At 63.5% G+C, this 11508-nt stretch carries 8 protein-coding genes; 2 read left to right on the forward strand and 6 right to left on the reverse strand.

Annotated elements, in window-relative coordinates; translation table 11 throughout:
• The first annotated feature begins 11 nt into the window (after window positions 1-11).
• A complete protein-coding gene (locus tag KLP42_RS07470; protein WP_215565590.1) occupies window positions 12-1271 on the forward strand; it encodes a glycerate kinase type-2 family protein in 1260 nt (419 codons plus the stop codon).
• Window positions 1272-1326: 55 nt separating this feature from the next.
• Here the strand turns inward: KLP42_RS07470 and KLP42_RS07475 are convergent, their stop codons facing one another.
• From KLP42_RS07475 to KLP42_RS07500, 6 genes are all read right to left on the reverse strand, one after another.
• The gene (locus KLP42_RS07475; protein WP_215565591.1) at window positions 1327-1791 is read right to left on the reverse strand and encodes a cyclic nucleotide-binding domain-containing protein; all 465 of its coding nucleotides are present in this window, start codon (window positions 1789-1791) and stop codon (window positions 1327-1329) included.
• Between the two features lie 35 nt (window positions 1792-1826).
• Complete coding sequence (locus tag KLP42_RS07480) at window positions 1827-4538, reverse strand: ABC transporter ATP-binding protein (protein WP_215565592.1); 2712 nt, start codon at window positions 4536-4538, stop codon at window positions 1827-1829.
• Window positions 4539-4596: 58 nt separating this feature from the next.
• The gene (locus KLP42_RS07485; protein WP_215565593.1) at window positions 4597-5769 is read right to left on the reverse strand and encodes a DUF3095 domain-containing protein; all 1173 of its coding nucleotides are present in this window, start codon (window positions 5767-5769) and stop codon (window positions 4597-4599) included.
• A 126-nt stretch (window positions 5770-5895) separates the two neighbouring features.
• Window positions 5896-7608: an adenylate/guanylate cyclase domain-containing protein gene (locus KLP42_RS07490; protein WP_215565594.1), complete on the reverse strand. Its 1713-nt coding sequence runs from the start codon at window positions 7606-7608 to the stop codon at window positions 5896-5898.
• 121 nt (window positions 7609-7729) lie between these two features.
• Entirely contained in the window at window positions 7730-8551 is an 822-nt protein-coding gene (locus tag KLP42_RS07495) for an MBL fold metallo-hydrolase (RefSeq protein WP_353844834.1), read from the reverse strand.
• 200 nt (window positions 8552-8751) lie between these two features.
• The gene (locus KLP42_RS07500) at window positions 8752-9813 is read right to left on the reverse strand and encodes an LLM class flavin-dependent oxidoreductase (RefSeq protein ID WP_252192830.1); all 1062 of its coding nucleotides are present in this window, start codon (window positions 9811-9813) and stop codon (window positions 8752-8754) included.
• Between the two features lie 348 nt (window positions 9814-10161).
• On the opposite strand from KLP42_RS07500, the gene pglB reads away from it, so the two are divergent.
• Entirely contained in the window at window positions 10162-11505 is a 1344-nt protein-coding gene (pglB, locus tag KLP42_RS07505) for a polygalacturonase PglB (RefSeq protein WP_502941277.1), read from the forward strand.
• The last annotated feature ends 3 nt before the right edge of the window (window positions 11506-11508 follow it).

The following is an 11508-nucleotide window of genomic DNA, read 5'->3' on the forward strand; positions in this document are numbered from 1 at the left end:
GCCGGATAAGCATGCAGGACCGTGATCTTCTTCGAGCCATGTTTGATGCGGCCGTCGCCGCCGCCGATCCGTTGTCCGGCATCCGGCGCCACCTGCCGCAGCCACCGGCTGCGGGGCGTACGCTGGTGATTGGCGCAGGCAAGGGCGCAGCACAGATGGCCGCGGCACTTGAAAGCCTCTGGCCAACGCCCCTCGAAGGGCTGATCGTCACGCGCTACGGCTATGGCTATGCAACCCGAGCCATCGAGGTGGTGGAAGCGGCCCATCCGGTTCCCGACGCAGCGGGACAGAGGGCCGCCGAACGAATCATGGACCTCGTGAAGAACCTGCAGCCCGAGGATCTTCTGATTGCACTGATCTGCGGCGGTGGTTCGGCGCTTCTGCCGGCGCCGCCGGCTGGCCTGACGCTGGCGGACGAAATCCGCCTGAACGAGATCCTTCTGGCGTCAGGCGCTCCCATCGCCGCGATGAATGTCGTGCGCAAGCACCTGTCGACGATCAAGGGCGGACGGCTTGCAGCGGCAACCCGGGCGCGGGTCGTCAGCCTGATCGTTTCCGACATTCCGGGAGATAATCCGGCATTTGTGGCGTCAGGTCCGACCGTGCCGGATGCCACCACCCGCCGGGACGCGCTGGCGATCGTCGAACAGTATCGGCTGCCGCTGACGCCGGCGATGATTGCGCATCTGCATTGCCCGGCAGCCGACGCGCCAGACCCGGCGGACCCCGCCTTCAGCCGTCACAGTCACCATGTCATCGCCTCGGCCGGCGTTTCGCTGGAGGCCGCGGCCGACATTGCCAGGCGGCACGGGCTTGCGCCGCATATCCTCTCGGATGCCATCGAGGGAGAGGCGCTTGATGTGGCGCTGGTCCATGCGGCGCTGGCACGCGAAGTGGCAGAGCGCGGACGTCCATTTGCCCGGCCTGCCGTGCTGCTGTCCGGCGGCGAAACGACGGTGACCGTGCGTGCCGAGGCCGGCAAGGGCGGGCGCAACAGCGAATTCGCGCTGGCCCTTGCGCTTGCGATCGACAACCAGCCGATCTCGGCGCTTGTGGCCGATACCGACGGTATCGACGGGGTGGGCGACCATGCGGGCGCCTTTGCGGACGGAACGACGGCGCGGCGCTTGCGCGGTGCGGGCATCGAGGCGCGTTCGCTGCTTGCTGCACACAACAGTTACGCCGCCTTCGAAGCGATCGGCGACCTGTTCCGTCCGGGACCGACCGGTACCAATGTCAACGATTTCCGCGCCATCATCATCCGCGGCTGAACCGCTTCCATTCTCGCCGCCCAAAAGGCGGCGACCGGAGCGAAGATCTGGCGCCTCAGGTGAGAACCTTCTGCCGCTGGCTGCGCGCAGCCGTGAGTTCTGCGGTGGTGTGGTTCAGACGATCGGCCAGAACCCGCATGATTTCCACGGCCATGTCTGGAAAATCGCGCATCAGGTCGAGGAAATTGTCCTTGCTGATCTTCAGCACCTCAAGCCGCGAGGTTGCCCGCACTGTCGCGGTCCGGGCCATGTCGCAGAGGATCGCGATCTCGCCCACGATGGAATTGCTGCCCACGTCGGCGACCTTGATTTCGCCGCCATCCGAATGGACGATGATTTCGGCAGTACCGGACAGGATCACATAGGCCGCATCGCCCACATCGCCCTGCCGGAAAAGGTTCTGCCCGTCGCGACAGGTCATGCGCTCCGATGCGAAGGCCAGGAGCTTCAGCTTGGCCGGCGCGATCTGGGAGAATAGCGGCACACGCCGCAGCATTTCGACCTCATCCTTCAACAGCATTGGCTACTCACCTTTTCCCACCTGAGGATACGATATTACGAGAGCAGTTGATTGAACATCCCGTTTTTACGGGAGAGTTCTTCGAATGACCCACTTTCGACAAGTTTGCCTGCGTCGAAAACCAGTACGCGGTCAAAAAGTTCGCTCATTCCCGCATTTGGCAGAACCCAGATGATTGCAGGGCGCTGCCCGTCCCGGTGCAGATCCTGCATGACATTCATCACGATGCGGTCCTGGGCGCGTTGATCCAGCGCAGACAGGGGACGATTGAAGATGAAATAATCCGAACGCTTCAGAAGCGCACGCGCAAGGTTCAGCTTCTGCCGCTGAACGGTCGTCAGCCTGCGCCCCTGCGACCCGACATCGAAGTCGAGCCCGATGGCAAGCACCTGCTCCTCGAGTTCGAGCTCCACGAAAATCGCCCGGATGATGTCGCGAATCCGCTCCGTGGTATCCACTTCCTGGAAGGACAGGCGGCCGAACAGCACGTTATCCATCAGGGAGGCGGAAGCGGTCAGCTTTCTGGCGTCGTGGCGCTCGATCCGTTCGGCGAGATCGGCCGGGATCTGCGCGTGGAAACGCCGGCGCGCCTCCACGATGCGCTCCATCAGCGCCTCGCCCAGCAGGCCGAAGCGGTGGCGGGGTTCGATATAGGAAAAGCTCAAGCGAATGATCTTCGAGCGGTCCACGGCAGAGGCCTGCGCCACACGCGTTCCCTCCAGTTTCTGCAACAGCGCCTCATAGGCCGGGATGTCGTCGGCACTCATGAAGCTCAACTGCTGGAAGAAAGGGTGATCGGCCGGCAGGTCTCGGAACAGGTCGACGGCGTTTTCGGCAATCGCCATGCCCATCGCATAGAGATCCTCTGCAAGCCCTGTCTCCTGCATGATCCGGCGGAAATAGGGGTGCGCTGCCAGGGTCTGCGCCGTCATCTCCTGTTTCAACGTGCCGAACAGCAGGTTTTCGCCCACCGTCGCCAGCCGGTTGTAGGCATCTTCCTCGAAATGGGCGACGATGTCGCCGAGATGCTCCTCGCGCAGCCTCTGGCGCATGGCCTGGCGCACATCGACGATCCGCCCCGCCAGAAGCGGATGCCGCGCCGGATCGACATGCGCACGAAGCGCAAATTCGAAGATGTCCTGCGAGATCGTCACGGCGTCCAGCACGGGCCGGATGACCCGCAGCAGATCATCGGGGCCATCGGCGCCGGCCGCCGCATAATCGATCCAGTCGCTGTTGAGGTCGAGGGCCGGCGTGCCGGCCCGCTCGGCTTCGACAAGATGCCGCCGGATGCGCCGGGCCTCCGCCCCCGAATAGCTCATCCGGGTCATGGGCGCATGCTTCAACCCGTAGAACAGATTGTCGCGCAGGCTGGCATGGAAGAAATAGGCTTCGGAGGAGGCAAAGGAGATGCGCCGGCCGGTGATCGATTCGGGCATGTCGAGGATATCGGTGCCGCCGATGGTGATGCGGCCCGCATCCGGCCAGACGATCCGGCCGAGCGCCTCGGCCAGCGCCTCGGCACCGCTGCCGTTCGGGCCGAGAATCGCCACCGTCTCGTCCGGCGCGATGCTGAGAGAGACCCGGTTGAGCAGCGGCGTCCCATTGTCGTCGGACACCAGCAGGCTGCTGACGGTCAGCGCGTCGGCAAGCCGGGGCACCGGCTCCGTCGCGACCGCCTGGATCCCGGGTGCCATGAGATGCTCCACATCGAACTGCTCGACCACCTGTGCATATTTCAACTGCACGTCCTGGCGCGCCTGATCCCAGTCGATCAGTTCCTTCAGCGGGCCGGGAAGATCCTTGTAGGCGCCGATCACCGCAACGAGCTGGCCGATATCAAGACGTCCCTGAAGGGCGAAATAGCCACCGATGGCATAGAAGAGAAATGGCGTGACCTGTGCGAGGAAGTTGTTGAGGAACTTCACCAGGAACTTCCACTGGTAGAGGTCGTAGCGGATCTGAAAGATCGTCGCCAGCCGCTCCGCGACATCGGCGCGTTCGAGGTTCGAGGTATCGTTGCCGCGAATGGCATGAATGCCTTCGACGATTTCGCTGACGCGGCCGGAAAGCTGTCGTGCGGTCAGCTGTCGCCGACGCCCAAGCTCCAGCAGCCGGCGGCGCATGCGCGGAATGATGATTGCCTGCACTGCCACGATGGCCAGGGCGATCATGCCGAGCCAGGCATTCTGCAGCACGATGAAGGCAAGCGCCGTCAGCGCCTGGCCGCCAAGCAGCGCCGGCTGCACGAAGGCATCGCCGGTGAAACCGCCGAGCGGCTCCACCTCGTCCTTGATCATGGTGGCGATTTCGGCCGACTTCACGCGCTTGAAATGCACGGGCGGAAAGCGCAGCACGCGGTCGATCAGCTGAAAGCGGATGCGCCTGAGCATCCTCTCGCCGAGCCGCCCCTTGTAGGTGTTGATGTAGAACTTGAAGGCGCCGTTCAGGATGACGAGCGCCAGGAAGACGAAGCTCAGCGCCATCAGCGTCTGAACGCGGTTGAGTTCAACGCCGTCGAAAAGCGCAATCTGCCCGATCCAGGGCAGATCGAAGGCCAGCCGGAAGAAGGTGCTGGTGGCTGTCGGATCCTCGAATCCCTGTCCCTGAATCGGGCCGTTGACGATGCGCTTCGGCAGGTCGAAGGAGAGGAAATAGGGGATCATCGAGGCGGCAACGACCGCCAGAATCCACAGCTGCTGCGGATAGGTGTTGGACCAGATGTAGCGCGTCAGACTCTTTTCCATCACCGCCCGCACAAGCTGTTTCGTCTTCGAAAGGAGGCCTTGCCGATCCGCCGTGCCTCTAGGCGGGGGAGGGCACCGGCGGCGGATGTTTCTCGGTCAGCCGGCGCGCGGCAACCGCATAACCGCCATCGGCACCCTCGACGAAATGCATGTGGTTGCGCATGGCGGGGCTTACCACGAAACAGGTCATCAGGGCGCTCTCCTGGCGATGCAGGCCATACTGGCAGACACCCTGTGCCTCCGCCTCCTCCAGCAGGGCCTCGATGCGCAACCGGTGCGGCTCGTCCACGTCCACCGTCATCTTCAACCCGTCATCGAATTTGCGAAAGTCGGAATTGGCAGTAACGTCACGGGCATAGCGCCGGGTGTTGAAGTTGCCGATCGTCAGGTTCAGCCGGTGCAGCAGGATCACGAGGCGAACGATCAGGGCGATCCTGAGCCGCGCCGCCAGGCGTCTTTCCGGCGGCGCCGCCGCGCGCGCCTCGATGTCGATGCCCTCTCCGGCAGAGAGCAGGTCCGGACCATCCACCGGCACCGGGTGGCCGCCGCGTTCCTGTTCGGAGACGACCGCGACGATCGCCGAGACCATGGCGTCGAATTCCGGCATCACCGCCGGGGAGGTGGGACGCACGATGATCGAGACCACCTCGCCATTGCGGGCCGGCATCGGGCTCCAGCGACAGGAAAGGCCGGTCAGGTCCGGCGCCTCTTCCGCGTTCTCCGGCACCCCGTAAAGCCCCGCCTTCATCTGCCGCTCCGCCCAACTGGTGCCGCCGCCGGCAAACATCGCATAGGTGACAAGCGGGCTTGCAGCAAAGCGGGCAACCCGCACCTCGAAGCCGGCAGCACGAACATCCGCCACCGGCACCACTGCAACGCGCAGGGAAAGCGACAATTCACCGGCCGCCCAGTGGCGCATCGCGGCCAGTGCCACGCGCGCCTCTTGCGCATGGCGGGCGGGCAGGGCAACCACCGCGCCGTCGCCGCCGAAGCTGAAAGGATAGTCCTGGCTGCCGACGGCGTTCAGCACCGCCGAGATGACGCCGGCGCCGGCCATGTTGACCGCCTTGTAGCGACCGTTCGCAATGGCACCCGTCGAGCCGACGATGTCGGCCAGCGCCAGAACCCAGCCCTCCGGCAGCGGCATGTAATTGGTCGTGTCCACCACGCCCTCAAAGCGGGTAAACACGGGAAGCCTCTGATAGAACTGGTCATCCGGGATGGCGCGCATGCCGGGACACTACAACATCCTCGACAACACGGATATGGATAATCCTCCGATTTCAGGCGCAGACGGCGGCAGTGCATATGGTTCGGCAGCAGCATGCCGACAGCGCCGGCGAAGACCGAAAAGCGGTCAGTTGAGCGCCGGCATCGCCATCACACGGCGCAGCAGCACCTTGTCGAACACGAAGACCTTGAGCGACAGGACCCGGCCGCGAAGGGGCATTTCGCGGCTTTGTTCGCTTTCGAGATCAAGACCCGCGAGCTCTGCCACCGGCTCCGAGATGACCAGCGGCGCATCATGATCCTTGGCCACGCTCTCCAGCCGGCTCGCCACATTGACCGTATCGCCAATCGCCGTCAGGGTCTGCACCGCGCCGTAACCGAGCGTTCCGACCACGGCCGGTCCGGTGTGAATGCCGATGGCAATCCGCAGCGGCGTGCTGAGTTCCTTTTCCAGCTGCCGGTTCAGTTCATCGATCCCCTCGACAATGCGGGCAGCAGCCCGCAGGGCCTGCCGGCATCCCTCATCCGCGGCTCCGGACACGCCGAAAAGCGCCATTGCTCCATCGCCGATGAACTTGTCCATCCGCCCGCCGGCCTCCTCCACCGCACGCCCGACCACCGCAAAATAGCGGTTCAGAAGGAAAACGATGTCGAAGGGCAGGCGGGTCTCGGTCAGATAGGTGAAGTTCCTCAGATCACAGAACAGAACCGCGATGTCCCGCTCGCGGCCGGGGATCAGCTCGACATTGCCCTGCGGCTGCTCAGGCTCGGACACGGCCACCAGGATCGGAGACAGCATCACCGCCGCCTTGGGGCGCAACTGGCAGGCAAGCCGCACACCGGGACCGGCATTGATGCGTGACAGCGTCTTCTGCTCGAGCGGTTCCGGCGGCGGCAGGCTTTCTTCCCCCTCGATCACCTGAACGCGGCAGGTGGAACAGCGCCCCTTGCCGCCACAGGCGGAATAATGCGGCTTCCCGGCAAGCCTGCTTGCCTCCAGCACGGTATAGCCGCGTGGAACACTGATGGTCTCTCCCGTCGGATAGCGGATGGCGACCAGATGCGCGCGCTCCCTCAGCCACCGCACCGCCCGCAGCAACAGCACCGCGCCAAGCGCAAGGCCGAAGCCGCTGTAGATGACGAGACTGATGCGACGCAGCGTGCGCATGGCCTCAGCCGAGAGCGAGGTCGGGTCGTAATAGCCGCCGGGATAGCCGCTGAGCAGGAAGATCGGGCTTGCAATGGTTCGGCCCATTTCGATGAATCCGAGCAGCGCGAGAACCGGCAGCAGAATGGCGAAGGTGAGCAACCAGGGCAGAGCCGGCTGATACCAGGGCCGGTACCGCAGCCAGAAATGAATACCGATCACGCCATGCAGCCACAGGACGACAATGCCGATGCTCTGCCGGACGCCGTCGAGCGGCGAGCGGCTCCACATCAGATGCACGATGTTCTCGTAATTGTCGTGCAGGCGGAACAGTTCGGAGGCAATGCGGGTGCTGATGACGTGGTCGACCACGAACAGCGGCACCAGAAGACCGAAGAGGATCTGTGCGGCTTCGGCGCGCGGCATGACGAAGCTTCGCCGCCGGTAGATGGCCGCGAGCGCCAGCACGATGTGCACGATGAAGGAGCCATAGAGCAGGATCGTGCCCGGCAAGGTCCGCCACAGGAAGAGAAAGACCCGCCGCATCTCGTCGGCGGCCTGAACCGAAATCAGCCCCACGGCATGATTGGCAAGATGGCTGATCAGAAAGGCGAAAATCACGAGCCCCGACAGGAGCTTCGCCATACGGACCCTGCGTTGCGAAAACAGAGCTTCTTTAACGTCCGCAGCCATGAATTCCAACGGTTGAGCCCAGATGGGGAGGAGAAATGACAGGTTTGGCAGGCACTGTAAATCAAGGCTGCGCTGACAATGCCGTCATCGGCGCGCAGTTGCCGGGGCGGCCGGTGCTGCTTCAGCCGATCTGCAGAACCATCCCGTCACGGGCGGCAATCGTCTCGGCGAAAGCTTCCTGCGCCAGCCGCTCGATCAGTGCCATCTCGTTGTCTGTGCGCGACGGGGCATGATGGAACAGCACAAGTTTGCGTGACCCGGCCTGACGGGCCAGCAGCACGGCCTGCTCCCAGCTCGAATGGCCAAATCCCCGATAGCGCTCCATTTCCGACTCGACGAAGGCACTGTCATAGACGACCACATCGGCATCCTGCATCATGGTGAGCGCGGTCGGATCGAGGACACCGGGCTGATGTTCGATGTCGAAAACAAGCGCCAGCGAGCGGCCCTCCCATTCGATGCGGTAGCCGACGCAGCCGCCCGGATGGTTCAGCGCGAAGGTTCGAACCGTAACGCCCGGCTTCGGCACCAGAACTTCGCCCGGCTTGAAGTCATGAAAATTCAACGCGGCCTTGCAGATGTCGAGACGGACCGGGAAATAGGGCGGCCCGACGAACTGGCGGATCATCTGCGCGGTGGTCATGGTGCCGTGCAGGTGGCCGGACCACAGATGAACGGCCGTCTGCGGATTGTAGATCGGTTTGAAGAAGGGCAGGCCGATGATGTGGTCGTAATGACAGTGGGTGAAGAAGAGATCGACCTCGGACAGGTTCTGCCCCAGCATATCCAGGCCAGCCTCCCGGATGCCGGACCCGGCATCGAAGAGAAGCCGATGCGCGCCGCAGCGGACTTCAATGCAGGGCGTATTTCCGCCATAGCGCTGGAATTCCGCACCCGAGACAGGAATGCTGCCGCGCACACCCCAGAACTTTACCTGAAACACGTCACCACACTTCTTTTCATCGCATGCTTCCACCAGCACCTTGAGGATAAGGAAAATTCCTTGCCGTTTGCCTAGCGAATGGTCTTTTCGCGCCGAATGCAAGGCCCGGACCTGGAAAAACTCCGCAACGCCTGCCGGGATCCGCGCGAAAACGGCAAAAGCGGATCAATTCGGCGTGCGTTTGCCGACGCCCGCGAGAATCAGAGCGGCCCGTGATTGAGACGCGGCAGCACGTGGCGCGCAAAGAGGTCCGCTTCCGCTGCATGCGGATAGCCGGACAGAATGAAGGCTTCGATCCCTTCACGCCGGTAAGCCTCAAGCTTTGCCAGCACCTGATCCGGATCTCCGACGATCGCCGCACCGCAGCCGGATCGGGCCCGCCCGATCCCCGTCCACAGATTGTCCTCGACATAGCCGTCACCCGCCGATTGCTCGCGCAGTTCCGCCTGCCGGCGCACGCCCACGGACTGGCTGTCGAGCGATCTGGCCCGGATGGCCGCGCCCGTTGCCTCATCGAGGCGCGACAGAAGCCGGTCTGCCGCTGCCCGTGCCTCCGCCTCCGTCTCCCGCACGACCACGTGCACGCGATAGCCGAAGCGCAGGCTGCGACCCCGGCGGCGGGCGCGGTCCCGCAGGTCGGCGATCGTCTCGCGCACGGCCTCCAGCCGGTCCGGCCACATCAGGTAGATGTCGGCACCGGCCGCGGCCGCCTCGCGCGCATCCTCCGAAAGGCCACCGAAGTAAAAGAGCGGCGCACGACCGCTGACCGTGGTGATGCGCGGCGGGTCGACCTTGAACTTCCAGAAGGTGCCGTCATGATCCACCGGCCTGCCATTCAGCAGGTCGCGCAGGATCGCCATTGCCTCGATGGTGCGCCGGTAGCGCGGACCGCTGTCGATTGTTTCTCCCGGCAGGTCACTCGAAATGATGTTGATGGCCAGCCGTCCGCCAGCGATGCGGTCGATGGTGGCGATCTGCCGCGCCAGTTGCGGCGGCCAGCTTTCGCCCATGCGCACGGCCATCAGCAGGCGGATGCGTCGGGTAAGCACTGCAACAGCCGAGGCAAAGGCCGTCGTATCGATGCCGAGCTGATAGCCGGACGGCAACAGGATATTGTCGAAGCCGCCGCTTTCCACCTGCAGCACCAGATCGCGACAGTGTTCGAAGCTCGACTGCAGGCGAGGGTCCGGCACGCCCAGGAATTCGTAATCGTCATCGCAGAGCGCCGAAAACCAGGCGACTTCGCAGCCATTCGTCATCATCGATCCTCCATCCGTCCATGCACGACAACTGCTAGCAGCCGACCAGGGTGCGCGGAAGAAACGCCTGTCATGCGGCTACACCGATTGTGAGATAAATTTTGCGAAGTCACGGCACACTCTGCCATCCCCTGACGCATCCGCCGATATCCGGGGGCGGCCGGCTTATCTCCCGCGAGAGCCCGCATATCGCGCGACAGGCAGCCAAAAACGAAAATTATTTCACTTCAGATCATCTTACTCCTGTTGAAAAACGAGATGCGGATTTGCCAGACACCCCTTGATTGCTCGTCGCAATTGGCTAGAAATGTCGCACAAGGTGAGGATGATCAGGTTCGGGAGGCGAATTCCTTGATCAAGAATGCAAATATTTTTATAGTGTCACAAGACGACTGCACAAGCCGACTGCAGGCAGCGATGGATGCGGCGGCAGCGACTGGCGACGTTCTGGAGCTGGGACCAGGCGTGCATCATTGCGGCGCCCTGCAGCTCGCCTCCGGGCTCGATCTGGTGCTGGGCGAGGGAGCAATCCTGCGCTTTTCGGCCGATTACGACGCCTATCGCGACAATCGCGTCGATGTCATTGCCGAGTCCTCCGACACAGCCATGATGCTGGCCCGGAACGCGGACCGCATCCGCATTTCCGGCAAAGGCATGATCGAGGCGCCGGGGCCCGACTTCGTCGTCGGCCGCCTGGAAGACATGGGTACGTACGTGCCCGCAGCGCTCCGACCGCGCGTTCTTGTGCTGCAGGGGTGCGAGAATGTGGATCTCCGCGGATTCTCGATCCGCTCCTCACCGATGTGGACCATTCATCTCATCACCTGCCGCCGTGTCCATGTCGAGGGGCTGTCGATCGACAACGATCGGGAGATGCCCAATACGGATGGCATCGTCATTGACAGCTGTCAGGATGTGACGATCCGCCATTGCGATATCGCGACAGCCGATGACGGCGTCGTGCTGAAGACCAGCCAGGGTCCGGACGGCAAGCCGGTCGGCATGTGCCGCAACATCCTTGTCGAGCATTCGCGCATCGAAAGCCGCAGCTGCGCCCTCAAGATCGGCACGGAAACGCACGGCGATGTCGAGAACATTGCCTTCAGCGATTGCGAGATCCTGCGCTCGAACCGTGCCATGGGAATCTTTTCGCGGGATGGCGGACGCATCCGCAATGTTGCCAGCCGGCGCATTCGCCTCGATGCGCACGAAACCCCCGATGGCTTCTGGGGCTCCGGCGAGGCAATCACTGTCAATGTGGTCAATCGTCGTCCGGAGAAGCCGGCCGGGCGCGTCGAAAACATCCTGTTCGAGGACATCGAGGGATCGATGGAAGGCGCCGTCAACCTCGTTGCCGACAGTCCGTCCGGCATCGGCAATCTCAGCCTCAGCCGCATCCGCATAAGGCAGGAGGACGGCCCCTATCGCGGCCACCGCTACGACGTGCGGCCGACGCATTTCGACCTCGCCCCCTCGCCGGATGCCGCCGGTCGCGCCAATGCCTGGGTCAAGGACGAGAACGGCCAGGTGATCGGCCTCGTGCCCTATCCGGGCGGCATGCCGGCGCTTTATTCCTGCAATGTCGAGGGGCTGGCACTCGAGGATGTCCGCTTCGAGCGGCCGGCAGTGCTGCCGGCCGGCTGGAACAGCGAGGCCATCATCGTGCAGAACGGTGTGGCCAGCGCCTGGTCCTGAAAT

It is taken from the genome of Rhizobium sp. CSW-27, from assembly GCF_018760785.1.
GTDB lineage: Bacteria > Pseudomonadota > Alphaproteobacteria > Rhizobiales > Rhizobiaceae > Neorhizobium.

Bases quoted from the DNA above. Each gene is read 5' to 3' on its own strand.
- KLP42_RS07475 (WP_215565591.1), bottom strand. From the start codon at position 1,791: ATGCTGTTGAAGGATGAGGTCGAAATGCTGCGGCGTGTGCCGCTATTC.
- KLP42_RS07490 (WP_215565594.1), bottom strand. From the start codon at position 7,608: ATGGCTGCGGACGTTAAAGAAGCTCTGTTTTCGCAACGCAGGGTCCGT.
- KLP42_RS07485 (WP_215565593.1), bottom strand. From the start codon at position 5,769: ATGCGCGCCATCCCGGATGACCAGTTCTATCAGAGGCTTCCCGTGTTT.
- KLP42_RS07470 (WP_215565590.1), top strand. From the start codon at position 12: ATGCAGGACCGTGATCTTCTTCGAGCCATGTTTGATGCGGCCGTCGCC.
- KLP42_RS07480 (WP_215565592.1), bottom strand. From the start codon at position 4,538: ATGGAAAAGAGTCTGACGCGCTACATCTGGTCCAACACCTATCCGCAG.
- KLP42_RS07500 (WP_252192830.1), bottom strand. From the start codon at position 9,813: ATGATGACGAATGGCTGCGAAGTCGCCTGGTTTTCGGCGCTCTGCGAT.